This window comes from Acrocarpospora macrocephala (genome assembly GCF_009687865.1).
Taxonomy (GTDB): Bacteria; Actinomycetota; Actinomycetes; order Streptosporangiales; family Streptosporangiaceae; genus Acrocarpospora; species Acrocarpospora macrocephala.
This window is the reverse complement of record NZ_BLAE01000106.1, coordinates 1-16,954: the sequence shown is the minus strand read 5'-3', so window position 1 is coordinate 16,954 and position 16,954 is coordinate 1. Positions and strand designations below refer to the sequence as shown.

Genomic DNA, 16,954 nt, shown 5'->3' with positions numbered 1-16,954 from the left:
GCGCTTGGCAAGGACATTTCGCAGCTCAGCGCCGTAGCCCATCCTTTGAGGGAGGATCAACTTACTATGCGCGTAACCAAGGGCGCACAGATCATCGCCGGCTCCGCGCTGCTCGCGCTCGCGGTCGCCGCCTGTGGCGGCAGCGACGCCCCGGAGGCCGGTGGCAGTGCCCCCGCCACTCAGCCGGTGCGGGTCGAGATCGCCGAACCCCAGCACGAACTCGTCCCGGGCAACACCGCTGAGACCAGCGGCGCCGAGGTGCTCAATGCGCTCTTCATCGGCCTGGTGAACTACGACGCCGAGAAGAAGCCGATCAACCAGATCGCCGAGTCGATCACTTCGGACGACCAGACCAACTGGACCATCAAACTCAAGGATGGCTACAAGTTCCACGACGGCACCCCCGTCGACGCGCAGAGCTTCGTGGACTCCTGGAACTACACCGCCAACGGCGCCAACGCGTACGAAGGCAACTATTTCATGGGCAGCATCCAGGGCTATGCCGAGATGAACCCGGTCGACCCGGACGGCGAGGGCGAGCAGGTCGCGCCCCCGGCCACCGCCACCACGCTCTCGGGCCTCAAGGTCGTGGACAACCTGACCTTCACGGTCGCGCTGACCAACCCGTTCTCCGGTTTCCCGACGATGCTGGGCTACACCGCCTTCTACCCCATGCCCAAGGCCGCTTTCGGTCCTGACGGCAAGGTCACCGAGGCGTACGGCAAGAGCCCGATCGGCAACGGCCCGTTCAAGATGGCCAAGCCGTGGGAGCGGGGCAAGGACCAGGCCATCTCCGTCGTCCGCAACGACGACTACAAGGAGGGCAAGGCCAAGATCGACGCGGTCGACTTCAAGATCTACCTCGACCTGAACGCCGCCTACCGCGACCTGCAGGCCGGCAACCTGGACATCATGGACCAGCTGCCCGCCGAGGCCATCGGCAGCGCCAAGGCCGAGTTCGGTGACCGCTACATCGAGCAGCCCTCCTCCGGTATCGGCTACATCGGCTTCCCGATCAAGACCGGCGCCGACTACGCCAAGAACGCGGACGTCCGCAAGGCCGTCTCGATGGCCATCGACCGCAAGACCATCACCGAGACCGTCTTCTCCGGCACCCGGGTCCCGGCCGACGACTTCATCAGCCCGGTCGTCTCCGGTTACCGCCAGGGCGCCTGCGGCGAGGCCTGCACCTACGACCCGGTCAAGGCCAAGGAGCTGTTCGACAAGGCCGGCGGCGCGAGCCTGGGCGCGATCGAGATCGGCTACAACGCCGACGGCGGCCACAAGGAGTGGATCGAGGCGGTCGCGAACAACCTGCGCACCAACCTCGGCGCCGAGGTGACGCCGAAGCCGGTGGAGAAGTTCGCCACGATCCTCGACGACCTGGGCGCCAAGAAGTGGAAGGGCGGCTTCCGGATGGCGTGGATCATGGACTACCCGTCGCCGGAGAACTACCTCAAGCCGATCTTCGCCGCGAACGCGTCCTCGAACTACTCGGGCTTCAACAACAAGGAGTTCGAGGACTTCCTCAAGGCGGGCGACTCGGCCAAGACGCTGGAAGAGGGCATCGCGGCCTACCAGGCGGCGGACGACATCCTGCTGAAGGAGCTCCCCTACATCCCGGTCTACTTCTACCAGACCAACGGCGCTTACTCCCAGCACGTGAAGAACGTGAAGATCGACCCGTTCGAGCGGATCGACCTCTTCAACGTCGAGAAGGCCTAGGCGGTTCTCATCCCGGGTGGCTCTTGTAGTCACCCGGGATGCGCCATCACTCTTAAGGGCAGCCCGCTCGGTTGCAAGTGGGCTGCCCTTTGTCATGATCGGGAGACCGAATGGGCCGCTACGTTGTCAGGCGCCTGCTTCAGGCGATCCCTGTGCTGCTTGGCACCACGTTCCTCATTTTCGCAATCGTCTACGCGCTGCCGGGCGACCCCCTGCAGGCCCTGGCCGGTGACCGGCGCGTCGACCCCGTATTCGCCCAGACCATGCGGGAACTGTTCCATCTCAACGACCCGCTGATCGTCCGGTACGGCTACTACATCCGGGACATCTTCACCGGCGACTTCGGAACGACCTTCCGCGGCCTGCCCGTGTCGACCATCTTCGAGGGCAAATTCCAGGTCACCCTCAATCTCGCCCTGATGGCCCTCATCATCGAGGCCATCGTGGGCGTCGGGCTCGGCCTCATCGCCGCGCTGCGCCGCGGCCGGTGGTCGGACACCGGCATCCTGGCCGTCACGCTGATGCTGGTCTCCATCCCCACCCTGGTGAGCGGTTTCGTCCTGCAGCTGGTGCTGGGCGTGCAGCTGAAGAAATCGACCGGGATCGACTTCTTCCCGGTCACGGGCGTCTCCGACGGCTGGCGAAGCTACCTCCTGCCCGGGGCGGTGCTGGCGGGCACGTCCATCGCGTACCTGACCCGGCTGACCAGAACCAGCCTGATGGAGACGCTCAGGTCGGACTATGTCAGGACCGCGATCGCCAAGGGCATGCCGCGGCGGCGGGTGCTCGGCAGGCACGCGCTGCGGAACTCGCTGATCCCGCTGGTCACCTATCTGGGCGCCGACCTCGGCACGCTGATGGGCGGCGCGGTCATCACCGAGACCATCTTCAACCTGCCCGGCATCGGCCAGCAGCTGTTCACCTCCGTCTATCTCCGGGAGAACTCGGTGGTGGTGGGGATTGTCACGGTCCTGGTGCTGATCTACATTCTGGCCAACCTGATCGTCGACCTGCTGTACGCCGTACTCGACCCCAGGATCCGCTATGAGTAACTCCACGATCACGGCTTCGCCGGCCAAGGACGCCAAGCCGGAGAAGGCCAAGAAGCCTGCCAGCCTGTGGTCGGACGCGTGGTATGACCTGCGGCGCAGCAAGGTCTTCCTGTTCGGCGCGGCGCTGGTGCTGCTGCTGGTGATCATCGCGGCGTTCCCCTGGCTGTTCTCGCCGGTGAACGCCTTCGACCCCTCCACCTGCGACCTGACCCGGGCCCGGGACGGCCTCGACGGCACGCACTGGTTCGGCAGCGACAACCTGGGCTGTGACACCTACTCGCGGGTGATCTACGGCGCTCGCGTCTCGATCATTGTGGGCGTCGTCGCCACCATCGTCACCTCGCTGGTCGGCGGCGCCCTGGGGCTGCTCGCCGGGTTCTTCGGCAAGTGGACCGACGTGCTCCTGTCCCGGATCGCGGAGATCTTCTTCGCCATCCCGTCGATCCTCGGCGCGCTGCTCATCCTGGCCGTCGTGGGCCGCGACAACGCGGGCATCGGCAGCGTGGTGCTGGCCCTGTCGCTGCTGGCCTGGCCGCTGGTGTTGCGCATCATGCGGGCCGCGGTGATCACCACCAAGAACCAGGACTTCGTGCTGGCCGCCAAGGCACTCGGGGCGGGGCCGATCCGGATCATGATCCGGCACATCCTGCCCAACGCGCTGACCCCGGTGATCGTGGTCACCACGATGAACCTGGGCGTGTTCATCGCCGCCGAGGCCGCGCTGTCGTTCCTCGGCGTCGGCATCCAGTCGCCGGACATCTCGTGGGGTCTGATGATCGCCGACAGCCGGAACCGGTTCCTGGAGGCGCCCGCGCCGCTGCTGTTCCCCGCGCTGTTCCTGAGCATCACCGTGCTGGCGTTCGTCATGCTCGGCGACGCCGTACGGGACGCGCTCGACCCGAAGCTTCGATAGGAGGTGCCAGAAGTGCAAAACCCATCCGTCGACACGCATCTGCTGCCCGCGGACACCCTCGGCACCGCCCCGTTGCTGGCGGTCGACAACCTGCACGTGGAATTCGCGACCCGGCAGGGCGTGGCCCGCGCGGTCAACGGCGTCTCCTACGCCCTGAACGCTGGGGAGACGCTGGCCGTGCTGGGCGAGTCCGGCTCCGGCAAGTCGGTGACCGCTCAGGCGATCATGGGCATCCTGGACATGCCGCCCGCGCGCATCCCGAAGGGCGAGATCCGGTTCCGCGGCACCGACCTGCTCAAACTCTCGGAGAACGCCAGGACCCAGATCCGCGGTCAGCAGATCGCGATGGTCTTCCAGGACGCGCTGTCGGCGCTCAACCCGGTGTTCACCGTGGGCTGGCAGATCGCCGAGATGTTCCGGGTGCACCGGGGCATGGGCAAGAAGGCCGCGTACGCCAAGGCGATCGAGCTGATGGACCGGGTCCGCATCCCGGCCGCCCGCCAGCGCGTGCACGACTACCCGCACCAGTTCTCCGGCGGCATGCGGCAGCGCATCATGATCGCCATGTCCATCGCCCTGGACCCCGACGTCCTGATCGCGGACGAGCCGACCACGGCGCTGGACGTCACCGTGCAGGCCCAGATCATGGAACTGCTGGCCGAGCTCCAGCGGGAGAGCAACATGGCCATGATCTTGATCACCCACGACCTCGGCGTGGTCGCCGACGTGGCCGACAAGATCGCGGTCATGTACGGCGGCCGCATCGTCGAGAACGCCCCCGTGCACGACGTCTACAAGACTCCGGCCCACCCCTACACCAAGGGCCTGCTGGAATCGATCCCCCGGGTCGACCAGAAGGGCCAGGACCTGTACGCGATCAAGGGCCTGCCACCGAACCTGCTGGACATGCCCACCGGCTGCGCCTTCAACCCGCGTTGCCCTTACCGCCAGGACAACTGCGTGACCGACGTGCCCCCGTTGCACGAGATCAGCGGTACCCGCAGCAGCGCCTGCCACTACTGGAGGGAGGTCCTCGATGGCGTCGAAGGGTGAGCCCGTCCTGGAGGTCCGCGACCTGGTCAAGCACTTCCCGCTGACCCAGGGCATCGTGGTCAAGCGGCAGGTCGGCGCGATCAAGGCGGTGGACGGGGTCTCGTTCGACCTGCACCGCGGCGAGACGCTGGGCATCGTGGGCGAGTCCGGCTGTGGCAAGTCCACGCTGGCCAAGCTGCTGATGGCGCTGGAGACTCCGACCTCCGGCACGGTCCGGGTGGCCGGGAAGGATCTGGCCAACGCCAAGGGCGCGGATCTGAAGCGGATCAGGCGCAACATCCAGATGGTGATGCAGGATCCGTACACCTCGCTGAACCCGCGGATGACCGTGGGCGACATCGTTGGGGAGCCGTTCGAGATCCACTCCGAGGTGGCGCCGAAGGGTGACCGGCGGAAGAAGGTGCAGGAACTGCTGGATGTGGTCGGGCTCAATCCAGATCACATCAACCGGTATCCGCACCAGTTCTCCGGGGGTCAGCGGCAGCGCATCGGCATCGCCCGCGGGCTGGCGCTCCAGCCGGAGGTCATCGTCTGTGACGAGCCGGTGTCGGCGCTGGACGTGTCCATCCAGGCGCAGGTGATCAACCTGCTGGAGCGGCTGCAGAACGAGTTCGATCTGGCCTACATCTTCATCGCGCACGACCTGTCGGTGGTCCGCCACATCTCCGACCGGGTCGCGGTGATGTACCTGGGCAAGATCGTGGAGATCGGCCGGGACACCGAGATCTACGACCGGCCGACCCATCCGTACACGCAGGCGCTGCTGTCGGCGGTGCCGGTGCCCGATCCGGAGGGGCGGGAGAACCGGGAGCGGATCATCCTGCAGGGGGATCCGCCGTCGCCGGCCAATCCGCCGTCGGGGTGCCGGTTCAGGACCAGGTGCTGGAAGGCCCAGGAGATCTGCGCGGAGGAGGAGCCGCTGCTGCAGATCCGGCCGGGGGCCGACCATCCGAGCGCGTGCCACTTCGCCGAAGTGCACGACGTGGTGCACGCCAGCTGAAACGAAAAGGGCCTCCACCACTGGTGGAGGCCCTTTTCGTGACTGGCTCAGCCCTTGAGGTCCTCTTCCGACAACCCGGGAATGGCCTCCAGGACGTCACCCACGCCGTTGGTGACGCCGCTGAGGCTGTTGGTGAGGTCGTTCAGAGTGCCGGTGAGCTGGCCGACCGGGTCGCTGCTGCCACCGAGCAGACCACCGATCAGGCCACCGCCACTGCCACCGAGCAGGCCGCCCAGCAGGCCGACGATCGGGTCGTCGGCGGGCGCGGCGGCGGCCGAGGCGGCCGAGGCGGAGCCGAGAGCGAGCAGGCCGGCGCAGGCAGAGGTGACGAGAATGCGGCGGATCATATGTATTTCCCCCCGGAAGGAACTCGCTAATAGGTCACAGGAAAACTACTCTGTGTAATCACGCCTCGTTATACCCCTTCCTTGGAGGGCTAACATGACGGCAAGTCATGTTCTGGCAATGATCGCGGGGCCGTAGTCAAACGGATCTTGGGCTGCCGGATACCCTCACCTGGTGATCGCCACCCGGGTCGCCAGCACCGCCACCACCAGCAGCAATCCGATGCCGATCAATTCCCGGGACCGATCGTGAGCCACGCTGGACCTGGCCTGCCGGGAGACGGCGGCCAGCGGGATCCGGTGCATCTGCTCGGCCGCCTGCAGCGCGCCCAGGGCGTTGGCGACGCCGTGCCCGTATCCGGGTCCGGCCGCGGGGTGGCGCGCGCCCCGCTGGATGGCCTGCCGTACCTCCAGCGCGGTCAGCGCCGGGTAGCGGGACCTGACCAGCGCCGCCACTCCGGCCACGAACGCCGCCGCCGAGCTCGTGCCGTCGGCGATCAGGTAGGAGTCGGGGCCGTCCGCGCTCACGATCCCGGTCCCGGGCGCGACCACCGACAGGTAGTCGTGCCGGTTGGAGAACGGCGCGCGGCGCAGCCGCTCGTCCACCGCGCCGACCGCGATCACGCCCGGATAGCCCGCCGGGAAGTTGCGCCGGTTGGCGCCCGCGCCGTCGTTGCCCGCCGACGCGATCAGGACCACGTTCTTGCCCAGCGCGTAGCGGACCGCGTCCTCCTCCTCGGGGGAGCCCTCCTGCACGCCTTCCCCGCCGCCCAGGGACATGCTGATGACCTGGGCGCCGTGGTCCACCGCGTATCTGATGCCAACGGCGAGCCCGCTGCGGGCGCCGACCCGGGCGTCGCCGCGCTGCGGGTCGTCGTTCTCCAGGGTGACCCGCACCGACAGGATGCGGGCCTCCGGAGCCACCCCCAGCACGCCGAGCGTCCGGCCGGCGCCGTGGCCGCGCCCGGCGATCAGGCTGGCCATGGCGGTGCCGTGCCGCCCGAACCTGGTCCGGTCGGCCCCGGTCAGGTCGGGGCCCCGCACCACCACGCCGGCCAGGTCGGGGTGGCGCGGGTCCACGCCGGTGTCCAGGACCGCCACGGTCACCCCGGCGCCCCGGCTGCGCTGCCAGGCCTCCTGGACATCCATCGCGCGCAGCGGCCACTGGCGACCGCGCGCGCTCTCGGCGAGCCCGTCCTTCGGCCCCGGTACGGCCGCCGCCCCCGTCACCAGGCAGGCGGCCAGACACGTGGGGAGCACCCCGAGCAGCAGCATCCTCATCGGCCGCTCCCTTGGATCTTGGGGCAACATTCTGGCACGCATCGATGATTCAATCTGACGTTTCCGTGAACAGTCCGATACGTACGGTTATGGGCACTTGATCACCCCGGTCGCCGGGCTACGATGAGATCCCTTGCCCCGAGGGGGACATAGTGGACGAGCTATCCGAACGGGACCGGCAGATCCTCGAATTCGAGAACCAACGGTGGCGCTACCCCGGCGCCAAGGAGCAGGCGATCAAGGACACCTTCGGCCTCTCCACCACCCGCTACTACCAGCTCCTGGGCGAGCTGATCGACCGCCCCGAGGCGCTGGCCGCCGATCCCGCGCTGGTCAACCGCCTGCTCCGGCTGCGCGGCAGCCGCCGCCGCGACCGCGCCGCCCGCCGTACGGGCGAATCCGGCTAGGTACGTACGCTTGGCATGACGACAAGCACGACAGAGGGGAAAGCCGTGCGAGTGCTCACCGAGACCGGCGCGACGGGCCTGGCCGCCATCGCCGAGGATCCCGGGGGCGCGGTGATCGCCCTCGACTTCGACGGCACGCTCGCCCCGATCGTGGCCGACCCGTCGGCCGCCTGGATCCACCCGGCCGCGCCGGCCGCGCTCATCCGCCTGGCCGGGCAGGTCGCCCGGATCGCGATCATCACCGGCCGCCCGCCGAGCACCGCGCTCGCGCTGGGCGACACCCCGGAGGGCCCCGACCTGATCGACGTGCCCGGCCTGCTCATCCTCGGCCACTACGGCCTGGAGCGCTGGGAGGGGGGCGAGACCGTCGCGCCCCCGCCGCCGTCCGGTCTCGAGCTGGTACGCAACGAGCTCCCCGCCCTTGTCGCCACCCTGGCCGACGGGGTGAAGATCGAGGACAAGGGGCGGGCGGTAGCCGTACACACCCGCAACTGCGCCGACCCCGACGCCGTGCTGGCGGCGCTGCGGGAACCGGTGGCGCGGCTCGCCGAGCGGGCCGGGCTGGTCGTCGAACCCGGGCGCAAGGTGCTGGAGTTGCGCGGGCCGGGGATGGACAAGGGCCGCGCGCTGCGCGCCCTGCTGGCCGAGACCGCCGCGCGTTCGGTCATGTTCGTTGGAGACGATCTAGGGGATCTGGCCGCTTTCGCCGCGGTCGCCGATTCCGGCCTTCCCGGGGTCCGGGTGTGCAGCGGCTCCAGCGAGGTCGCCGCGCTCACCGAGGTCTGCGACGTCGTCGTGGACGGGCCCGCCGGGGTGGTCGCCCTTCTTGAAACACTCCACAAGTCGATTACAAGCCGGGATCAGTAGCCTGCTCGGCATGCTGAAACGAACGATTCTGTTAGTGGCGTGCGGTCTCGCGCTGGTGGCGGCCATTCCCGCCCCGGCCTCCGCCTCGACCACCAAACCGCTGCACCTGCGCAAGGGCCTGACCCTGACCATCCCGAAGGCCTGGAAGGTCTACAAGGTCAGCCCCGACTGGACCCGCGTGGTCACCGGCTCCTGCCCGAAGCAGAGCGGTTTCCGCGACTCCGGCTGCCGGAGCTTCTGGGTGCTCGGCCCGGCCGCCATCAAGATCGGCCACGAGGGCTTCTCCCCGTACGAGCCGAGCCGACCCTTCTATCCCGCCAGCGACGTCGGCCCCTGCGTCTACGACAAGAACCTGTGGATCGGCGAGTTCAAGCTGGCCGAGAAGGGTCTGCGCCAGATCGGCCCAGGCCACAAGGCGCACTACCGGGACTGGAAGGCCGCCTGCATGCAGATCGGGCAGACCAAGTCCACCGTGAAGGGCTACTTCCACCAGCGCGAGTGGTTCCTGCCCAGCTCGAAGATCCTGATCGTGGATCAGTGGCGCACCCGGGGGCTCGCCACCATCCTCAAGCGGGCTGCCTGGAACTGAGCACCGCGCCGGTCGCGAGGCCGATCAGGACGGGGGCCATCAGGAACGCGGTGTGGGTGCCGAATCCGTCGCCGAGCGCGCCGAGCACGAGCGGCGAGGCTCCGGAGCCGAACCCCGCCCACACCGACGCCGCCCCCGACGCCTGGTCCGGCCGCCCGCCGGAGGCCTCGATCAGCCGGCTCAGCGCCAGCGGGAACTGCAGCGCGATGCCCAGGCCGGTGATCACCAGTCCGGCGTACGCGACGACGGTGATCGTGGTGGTCCAGAACACCGCCCAGCCGGTGAGGGCCACCAGCAGGGCGCCGACCAGCACGACGTCGACGCGGAAGCGCAGCGCGAGCTGGACCCCGCCGAGCCGGCCGAGGGCGACGCCGATCAGCATCGCGGTCAGCCCGGTGGTGGCGGAGGCGGCGGTCAGCCCGGTCCGCTGGGCCAGCAGTTCGGCCGCCCACATGTTGAACGAGAATTCCAGCGCCACGCAGCACAACAGCACCGCACCGGCCAGGTGGAAGCGCCGCCCGTAGGGAACGCGCGGCCCGTGCTTCTGCACGGGCGCGGCCGGGCGCTCGGGCACCCAGACCCGGAACATGGTCAGCGCCAGCAGCGCCGACAGGATGAGCGGCACGAACAGCGCCGACCGCCAGCCCAGCACCGTGCCCGCCAGCACGCTGAAGGCGTAGGAGGCCACGATGCCGGGGAGCACGCCGACCGCGTTGGCCTCGGCGATCGAGGCAGGGCCCGCGGCGCCGTGGTGCTCGCTGAGCACGGCCATGGAGATGAACAGGGTGATCGCCGCCATGCCGCTGGCGATCGTGTAGCCGAGCAGGGTGAGCGGCAGGACCTGGCCGAAGGCGACGATGAGCATGCCGACGTTCATGCCGGCGATGCCCGTCCAGCAGGCGGCGCGGCGGCCGATCCTGGCCGTGATCGCGGGGATGGCCAGGCCGGTGACGATCGAGCCGACGGCCATGCCGGTGGCGTGCAGTCCGGCGACCGCCTGGGTGAGGCCGAGTTCGGCGCGCAGCAGCGGGATGGCGGCCGACAGGCCGTACAGGTAGCTGGAGAAGGTGGCGAGAATGAGATAGATCAGCCATGTCGGCCGGTCCCTGGTGAACGTGATGGCCCCTGTGCTCGTTGTCACCAGTTATTCCCCTGATTTAGTAAAATATCAGGACAAAAGTATCAGGCGAGTGCGTGGAGCTGATCGGCGAACCAGCGCTGCGGCGGCAGGGCGGTCGCGGCCGCGCGCAGCCGTGTCGCCCGGGTCATCCGCTCCTGTTCCGGCATCACCAGCGCGTCGTGCAGCGCGGTCGCCGTGCCCGACACGTCGAACGGGTTGACCAGCAGCGCGTCCGCGCCGAGCTCGGCCGCCGCGCCCGCCTCCCGGGACAGCACCAGCGCGCACCGCGGGGACAGGATCGGCCCCTCCTTGGCGACCAGGTTCATGCCGTCCCTGATCGGATTGACCAGCAGCACGTCCGCCAGCCGGTAGGCGGCCAGCGAGCGCGGATAGTCGTCGTTCATGTTGAGGATCAGCGGATCCCAGTCGTCGGTCGCGTACTCGTCCTCGATCTCCTTGGCGCAGCGCTGCACGGCCGCCGTGTACTCCCGGTATTCCGGCAGATCGTGCCGGGACGGGTAGGCGAACGCCAGATGCACCACCTTGCCGTGCCATTCCGGATGTTCGGCCAGGAACTCCCGGTAGGCGGCCATGCCCCGGACGATGTTCTTGGACAGCTCGGTCCGGTCGATCCTGACGATCAGCCGCCGGTCCCCGACCTGCTCCTTGATCACCTGCAGGTGCGACTCCACATCCGGCTCCGCGGCCCGCGCCCGCAGCGCGGGCCCGTCCACCCCGAGCGCGTGCACCCCGATGCGCGTGGTCCTGTCCTGATAGGCGACGGTACGGCTGGCGCGGTCCACGCGCGCGCCCAGGATCGTCTCGCAGCAGTCCATGAAGGCGTCCGCCCAGCGCGCGGTCAGGAACCCCGCGTGATCCGCGCCAAGCAGGCCCTCCAGGATCTCCACGCCCACTTCGTCCGGCAGCACCGAGAAGTAGTCCGGGGGCGCCCACGGCGTGTGCGAGAAGTGCGCGATCCGCAGGTCGGGGCGCTCCACCCGGAGCATCGCCGGGGCCAGGCTGAGATGGTAGTCCTGGATCATCACCCGGGCCTCGTGGCCCGCGTCCTCGGCCAGGGCCAGCGCGAACGCGCCGTTGTAGTCCTGGTAGGACTCCCACTCCCGCTGGAACCTTCCATCGAAATGGGGGGTGAACGGGGTGTTGTAGAGCAGGTGGCTGACGAACCAGAGCGTCGAGTTGGCCACCGCGTTATAGGCCCGATGAAAGACCGCGGGGGCGATGTCCAGCATGCGCAGCGGGCCGGTGTCGTAGCCGGCCTCGTCCAGGCGGCCGCCGGGCGCGAGCCGTGCGGCGCTGCGGTCGCCGTCCGAGAGCGCGGCGCAGACCCACAGGAGCTCGGCATCCCTGGCCACCTCGGACAGGCCGGAGACCAGGCCGCCGCCGCCCCGGCGCATGGTGAGCGCGCCGTCCTCGGACAGCGTGAACGAGACGGGACCGCGGTTGGAGGCGATCAACGTTGAGCTCACTGCCGGCACACTCCACGATGCGGAGACATTAATAAAGTTAGGATGTCAGGAAAACGCTCCGGCGCTCGATGCGGCCCGGCCTTGTCACGCGGGGGCTGCCCCGCTTGGGAGATCTTGGGAGCCGGTCGAGATGGCGCTGGACGAGACCACCGAGGAGCTGGCTACCGCGGCCGCAGGGGGCGATCATCGTGCGCTCGGGGGGCTGCTGAAGCGGATCGAACCCGACGTGCTGCGGCACTGCGAGCGGCTGCTGCCCTACCGGCAGGACGCCGAGGAGGCGTGCCAGGACACGCTGCTGGCGGTGGCGCGCAACATCGGCAGGTTCGAGGGGCGGTCGCGGTTCAGCACCTGGCTGCACATCGTGACGGCCAACTGCGCGCGGACGACGTACCGGACGTTGAAGCGGCGGGCGGCCGAGCAGACCTCCGAGGAATTACCCGAGCATCGGCCCGACCCGCGCCGGGTGAGCGTGATCGCCGGATCCCGGCTGGATCTGCTGGACGCGATGGAGTCGCTGGAGCTGGAGAAGCCGGAACTGGCCGCCGCGCTGGTGCTGCGGGACATCGTGCAGCTCGACTACGCGGAGGTCGCCGAGCAGCTGGGCATCCCGCTGGGGACGGCCAAATCCCGCATCCACCAGGCCCGGAAGTACATCCAGTCCGCCCTTGGGGACGCGTATCTCGGCAAGTGAGACGCGGTCGAGTGTTGTCGGGGGGGCGATGTACAGTCTTTGGGACAACTGAATATTTGCTCATCCAGAGGGGTGGAGGGACCGGCCCTGCGAAGCCCCGGCAACCATTTCGATTGCGCTCGTGACCTGGCGAGGCCGATCGGAACAGGTGCCAATTCCGGCCTGTGACCAGGGTGGTCGCAGGCGAAGATGAGGGAAAGGCCTCGCTTCATGGCGCTCAGCACCGACTTCGGACCCGCGACCGCTCTCTCCTGCCGCGAATGCGGAACCCGCTATGACATCGGCCCGAATTTCGCTTGTATCGAGTGTTTCGGGCCACTTGAGGTGGCGTACGAGTTCGGGACCGTGACCCGCGCGGACATCGAATCGGGTCCGACCAATATCTGGCGGTACCGGAGCCTGCTCCCCGTCCCCGTGGATGTGGCGGCCAAGCCCAACATGCAGCCCGGCTGGACCAAGCTCGTCAAGGCCGACAACCTGGCCGGCGAGCTGGGTATGCGCTCCCTGTACGTGAAGGACGACTCCGGCAACCCCACCCACTCCTTCAAGGACCGGGTGGTGGCCATCGCCGTCGAGGCGGCCAGGAACTTCGGCTTCACCACGCTGTCCTGCTCGTCGACGGGCAACCTGGCGGGCGCGGTCGGCGCGGCCGCGGCCCGGGCCGGGTTGGATTCGTGCGTGTTCGTCCCCGCCAACCTGGAAGAAGCCAAGATCGTCGTGGCGTCGGTGTACGGCGGGCGGCTGGTCGGGATCGACGGGACCTACGACGAGGTCAACCGGTTCTGCTCGGAGCTCATCGGGGACTCGCTCGGGGAGAAGTGGGGCTTCGTCAACGTCAACCTGCGGCCGTACTACGCGGAGGGGTCCAAAACTCTGGCGTACGAGATAGCCGAGCAGTTGGGCTGGCGCATCCCCGATCAGATCGTCATTCCGGTCGCGTCGGGCTCTCAGCTGACCAAAATCGACAAGGGGTTCAAGGAGCTCATCCGGCTCGGTCTGGTCGAGGAGAAGGAGTACCGGATCTTCGCCGCCCAGGCCGAAGGGTGCTCGCCGGTGTCGACCGCGTACAAGGCCGGGCACGACGTGGTCCAGCCGGTCCGGCCGAACACCATCGCCAAGTCGCTGGCTATCGGGAACCCCGCCGACGGCCCCTACGTGCTGGACATCGCGCGGCGCACCGGCGGCGCCGTGGAGGACGTCACCGACCCCGAGATCGTGGCCGCGATCCGGCTGCTGGCCAGGACCGAGGGCGTGTTCGCGGAGACCGCCGGCGGCGTGGTCCTCGGCGTGACCCGCAAACTGGTGGAGAACGGCCAGCTCGACCCCGGCGCGGAGACGGTGATCCTCAACACGGGCGAAGGCCTCAAGACCCTGGACGCCGTCTCGGCCGAGGCCCGTCCGGCGGCGGTTATCCGCCCGTCCCTCGACGCATTTCGTACGGCTTTCGCCAACTAACTGATTCCGAACAACGAAAGAGGGCGGCCAAATGAGTGTTTCGGTGCGGATTCCGACGATTCTTCGTACCTACACCGGGGGCGCGTCGGAGGTGGCCGGAGAAGGTGGAACGCTCCGCGAAGTCCTGCTCAAGCTGGACGCGGACTACCCCGGCATCGGCGCCAGGATCCTCGACGAATCGGGCAAGATCCGGCGTTTTGTCAACGTCTACGTGGGGGAAGAGGACGTCCGATTCTCCGACGGACTGGAGACTTCGACGCCGGACGGGGCACAGATTTCGGTGATCCCGGCGGTGGCCGGGGGCTGACCTCGAACGTCCCCTGCACACCCACGCACTCCTACAGTGCGTGGGTGTTTCCGTGTTGACATGGGGTTCTATCGTTATCGAAGCTTAATCGGTGCTATGGCATATGGTGCATTTCGCGACTATGTAATCACAAATCCAAAATCCGGCCTTCTTGGAAGCGTGTTCTGCCGCAATCGAAGTGCGGATTGACTCTGTTGTCCCACCGCTTGCTACAGGTATGGTCGAGAACGATCGACGTGGCCGGAGAGAGCGTAATCCTTCCGGCCCGAAAGGTCACGGACCATGCGGTGGAATGGGCATGGTCCGTCGCCAGCCCAGCAAGAGGAGTCGGAAAGTGGCGCAGGGCACCGTCAAATGGTTTAACGCGGACAAGGGCTACGGCTTCATCGCGGTAGACGGTGGTAAGGACGTTTTCGTCCATTACTCGGCAATCATGATGGACGGCTACAAGGCCCTTGAGCAGGGCCAGCGAGTAGAGTTCGACATCACCCAGGGTCAGAAGGGCCCGCAGGCGGAGGCTGTCCGGACCGTCTGATCCAGGCAACGACGAGAGAGCCCGGAGGCCGCGTGGGGCGGCACCCGGGCTCTGCCTTGTTTATGGCCGATCCTCCGGATCGGCGGGCTTGGCCGCCTTCAGCCTGTGTCTTCCCTCGTCACGCAGGGCCGCTTCGCGACCCTGCGTTCCTCAGTCCAGACACAGGCGCGGCCAAGCCGGGACGTACGACCTATGGCGCGGGGGTTGCCGGGGGATTCGCGGTGCGGTGGCGTCGAAGGCCGCTTCGATCTTAGGATTCACGGCGTCTTCGTCGGTGACGATCCGGTGCGCGTACACCGCGAACAGGACCTTCACGGTGGGTCCCAGCCTTGGCGACTTCCAGCGGGTTGACGTTGGCCGACAGGAGCATCGACGCGTTGGTGTGGCAGTGAACGCGGCCTTTCGGGCTTGCTGCCAGATCTTGCCGTACACGCTCTTGCCGACCCTGCCCCGGTTGGGGCCATCCAGAACAGCCGCCCATCGTCGGCGGTGCCGTGGGAGCGCTTGCCGTAAGTCCTTGTCGCTGGGACGGTTGCGGCGCGCGCTGACCGAGATTTCCAGCAGGAGCATGGTGATGTCGGCCAGGTCGCGCGCGGTGCTACGCCGCCGTGCGCCAGGTTCACCCGGCGATCGGCGAATTCCTGGTCGCTTCCCTGGTCGCTCTGCCCTGGCGACGTCCGAGCCAGTGATCCTTGCAGAGCGTTCCGGCCGGGCGTCAACCGCGCCGCAACCGCGCCGCAAGGCCTTGACCCAAGGCTATGGCAGCAGCCTCGCGTCCGCCGGGCGGCACACTCAGCTAGACCAGATCTACGGGGAAGACCATGAAAACCTTCGCAATCCGCAAGCAGGCCGTGGCGACGGCCGCGCTGGCGGCACTTACCACGCTGACCGCCGTCGCAGGCGTGTCCGCCGTGGCCGCGCCCGCACAGGCGGCGTCAGCGCGCTGCGTCCTGACCATCACCGAGTACGACGCGTACGGATGGCGGATCAACAACAACTGCACGCCTGCCAGGCCCTCCGACAAGCTCGTGCAGAGCGTTTACTGGGGAGCCGACTGGCCGGACGTCGACGACTACCTGTTCGACAACAAGTACCCCACCATGAACCACACCTTCGTCATAGACCGGATCTTCCTCAACGAAGACGCGGCCACCAGAGACGAGGTCTACACGGAGAACAGGTTCATCCGGATAGACGGGTCCATCTACACCGTCAAGTCAAACGAAGTCCGCAAGCAGTTCTATCCCTTCTCCGATCTATAGCTTCTCTGGCATGGTTTAGGGGGAGAGAGGCTGGTCCCAGGGCGTATCGGCCCGCGATGAGCCTCTCGCCGTGAACGATCCGGGTTGAGCCGGTCATCCCAGCCCAAACCGCCGGCAACGGACGTAGACTTCCCTTTCGAGATCGGCGCGTGAACAGGCAATACGCCCGCCCGATCTGGCCCGTTTAGGTCCCGCGAATAGTGAGCCACAGCGGCTACCAACGGGTACCAATGAGACACCCTTCACACCATCTAGTCCGCATATCCCAAGCTCAGAGCCCGGATGTAGGCTCTGGCCTGGGACTGCCCAGCCGTCCTCCGATGGCTTGTCTTCATGGGTGGGTGGGAGAACCACGCTGATCAAGCTGCCGCTTCGTTCGCGCGACCACGGTGCTGGCAGGGGTCGGGCGGAGCCCGAGGGGAATCACAAGGGTTGGGTGGGTGGGAGAACCCCGGCATCAAGCTGCCACTCCATACGAGCGATCCACGGAGATGACGGGAACGGGCGGAGCCCGAGGGAAAACGAAGGGCTGGGTGGGTGGGAGAACCACCCGGACACAGCGATGGCGGGGTCGGGCGGAGCCCGAGGGGAGACAAAAGGGTTAGGTGGGTGGGAGATGCTGTCCAAGGGGTTGGGTGGATTCTCCCTGGTTGGGGCATATCCGTACTGGTCAGCATGGCTTTCGCTTGCACTCACACGGGGAGAGTGCTAAACAGATGGTTGGCACTCCCCAGCTGGGAGTGCCAATAATGGGATCGGGACGACGGGGTCCGCCGAAGGGATATGCGGCCCCATGCCGTCGCGGGCGTCGGCTCGGTCCGCTGAAGCCACCCTCTACTGGGAGGTCTAGCCTTATGGCAGCCAAG

At 67.7% G+C, this 16,954-nt stretch carries 17 protein-coding genes and 1 riboswitch; of the genes, 13 read left to right on the top strand and 4 right to left on the bottom strand.

Annotated features, from left to right (window positions below; genetic code table 11):
• The first annotated feature begins 66 nt into the window (after nt 1-66).
• The 5 genes from Amac_RS50660 (at nt 67) to Amac_RS50640 (ending at nt 5,743) form a co-directional block, all read left to right on the top strand.
• Nucleotides 67-1,725 carry a peptide ABC transporter substrate-binding protein gene (locus Amac_RS50660; protein ID WP_155361596.1) on the top strand — a complete coding sequence of 553 codons (1,659 nt, stop codon included), beginning with the start codon at nt 67-69 and terminating at the stop codon, nt 1,723-1,725.
• A gap of 110 nt (nt 1,726-1,835) precedes the next feature.
• Nucleotides 1,836-2,777, top strand: coding sequence for an ABC transporter permease (locus Amac_RS50655; protein WP_155361595.1), 942 nt, complete (start codon nt 1,836-1,838; stop codon nt 2,775-2,777).
• Nucleotides 2,770-3,690 (top strand): ABC transporter permease, encoded by a 921-nt coding sequence (locus Amac_RS50650; protein ID WP_155361594.1) that lies wholly within the window; start codon nt 2,770-2,772, stop codon nt 3,688-3,690. The genes Amac_RS50655 and Amac_RS50650 overlap by 8 nt, the downstream gene beginning before the upstream one ends.
• 12 nt (nt 3,691-3,702) lie before the next feature.
• Entirely contained in the window at nt 3,703-4,743 is a 1,041-nt protein-coding gene (locus Amac_RS50645; RefSeq protein ID WP_155361593.1) for an ABC transporter ATP-binding protein, read from the top strand.
• Nucleotides 4,727-5,743, top strand: a complete 1,017-nt coding sequence (locus Amac_RS50640; RefSeq protein WP_155361592.1) for an ABC transporter ATP-binding protein — start codon at nt 4,727-4,729, stop codon at nt 5,741-5,743. The genes Amac_RS50645 and Amac_RS50640 overlap by 17 nt, the downstream gene beginning before the upstream one ends.
• Before the next feature lie 47 nt (nt 5,744-5,790).
• Here the strand turns inward: Amac_RS50640 and Amac_RS50635 are convergent, their stop codons facing one another.
• Together Amac_RS50635 and Amac_RS50630 are read right to left on the bottom strand one after the other, a co-directional pair.
• The gene (locus Amac_RS50635) at nt 5,791-6,090 is read right to left on the bottom strand and encodes a hypothetical protein (protein ID WP_155361591.1); all 300 of its coding nucleotides are present in this window, start codon (nt 6,088-6,090) and stop codon (nt 5,791-5,793) included.
• A gap of 165 nt (nt 6,091-6,255) precedes the next feature.
• Nucleotides 6,256-7,368: a S8 family serine peptidase gene (locus tag Amac_RS50630; protein ID WP_170323063.1), complete on the bottom strand. Its 1,113-nt coding sequence runs from the start codon at nt 7,366-7,368 to the stop codon at nt 6,256-6,258.
• A gap of 152 nt (nt 7,369-7,520) precedes the next feature.
• Between Amac_RS50630 and Amac_RS50625 the strand changes: the two genes are divergently transcribed.
• Genes Amac_RS50625 through Amac_RS50615 form a run of 3 tightly spaced genes read left to right on the top strand, consistent with a single transcriptional unit; the run spans nt 7,521 to nt 9,231 of the window.
• On the top strand, nt 7,521-7,775 hold the full coding sequence (locus tag Amac_RS50625; RefSeq protein ID WP_246269228.1) for a DUF3263 domain-containing protein: 255 nt from the start codon (nt 7,521-7,523) through the stop codon (nt 7,773-7,775).
• A 15-nt stretch (nt 7,776-7,790) separates the two neighbouring features.
• Nucleotides 7,791-8,642 carry a trehalose-phosphatase gene (gene otsB / locus Amac_RS50620; protein WP_155361588.1) on the top strand — a complete coding sequence of 284 codons (852 nt, stop codon included), beginning with the start codon at nt 7,791-7,793 and terminating at the stop codon, nt 8,640-8,642.
• A 10-nt stretch (nt 8,643-8,652) separates the two neighbouring features.
• On the top strand, nt 8,653-9,231 hold the full coding sequence (locus Amac_RS50615) for a hypothetical protein (RefSeq protein WP_155361587.1): 579 nt from the start codon (nt 8,653-8,655) through the stop codon (nt 9,229-9,231).
• Here the strand turns inward: Amac_RS50615 and Amac_RS50610 are convergent.
• Together Amac_RS50610 and Amac_RS50605 are read right to left on the bottom strand one after the other, a co-directional pair.
• Entirely contained in the window at nt 9,209-10,372 is a 1,164-nt protein-coding gene (locus tag Amac_RS50610) for an MFS transporter (protein WP_155361586.1), read from the bottom strand. The genes Amac_RS50615 and Amac_RS50610 overlap by 23 nt on opposite strands.
• A gap of 41 nt (nt 10,373-10,413) precedes the next feature.
• Nucleotides 10,414-11,838 carry an alpha,alpha-trehalose-phosphate synthase (UDP-forming) gene (locus Amac_RS50605; RefSeq protein WP_155361585.1) on the bottom strand — a complete coding sequence of 475 codons (1,425 nt, stop codon included), beginning with the start codon at nt 11,836-11,838 and terminating at the stop codon, nt 10,414-10,416.
• Nucleotides 11,839-11,968: 130 nt separating this feature from the next.
• Here Amac_RS50605 and Amac_RS50600 point away from each other — a divergent pair, with 130 nt between their 5' ends.
• The 5 genes from Amac_RS50600 to Amac_RS50580 all read left to right on the top strand — a co-directional run bounded on the left by Amac_RS50600 (nt 11,969) and on the right by Amac_RS50580 (nt 16,088).
• A complete protein-coding gene (locus Amac_RS50600; protein ID WP_155361584.1) occupies nt 11,969-12,529 on the top strand; it encodes an RNA polymerase sigma factor in 561 nt (186 codons plus the stop codon).
• Nucleotides 12,530-12,586: 57 nt separating this feature from the next.
• Nucleotides 12,587-12,725: riboswitch (SAM riboswitch) on the top strand.
• A 14-nt stretch (nt 12,726-12,739) separates the two neighbouring features.
• Nucleotides 12,740-13,984 (top strand): threonine synthase, encoded by a 1,245-nt coding sequence (gene thrC, locus Amac_RS50595; protein ID WP_246269227.1) that lies wholly within the window; start codon nt 12,740-12,742, stop codon nt 13,982-13,984.
• A 31-nt stretch (nt 13,985-14,015) separates the two neighbouring features.
• A complete protein-coding gene (locus tag Amac_RS50590; protein ID WP_155361582.1) occupies nt 14,016-14,291 on the top strand; it encodes a MoaD/ThiS family protein in 276 nt (91 codons plus the stop codon).
• A gap of 334 nt (nt 14,292-14,625) precedes the next feature.
• Entirely contained in the window at nt 14,626-14,826 is a 201-nt protein-coding gene (locus Amac_RS50585) for a cold-shock protein (protein WP_030452168.1), read from the top strand.
• 821 nt (nt 14,827-15,647) lie between these two features.
• The gene (locus tag Amac_RS50580; protein WP_155361581.1) at nt 15,648-16,088 is read left to right on the top strand and encodes a hypothetical protein; all 441 of its coding nucleotides are present in this window, start codon (nt 15,648-15,650) and stop codon (nt 16,086-16,088) included.
• Nucleotides 16,089-16,954 lie beyond the last annotated feature (866 nt).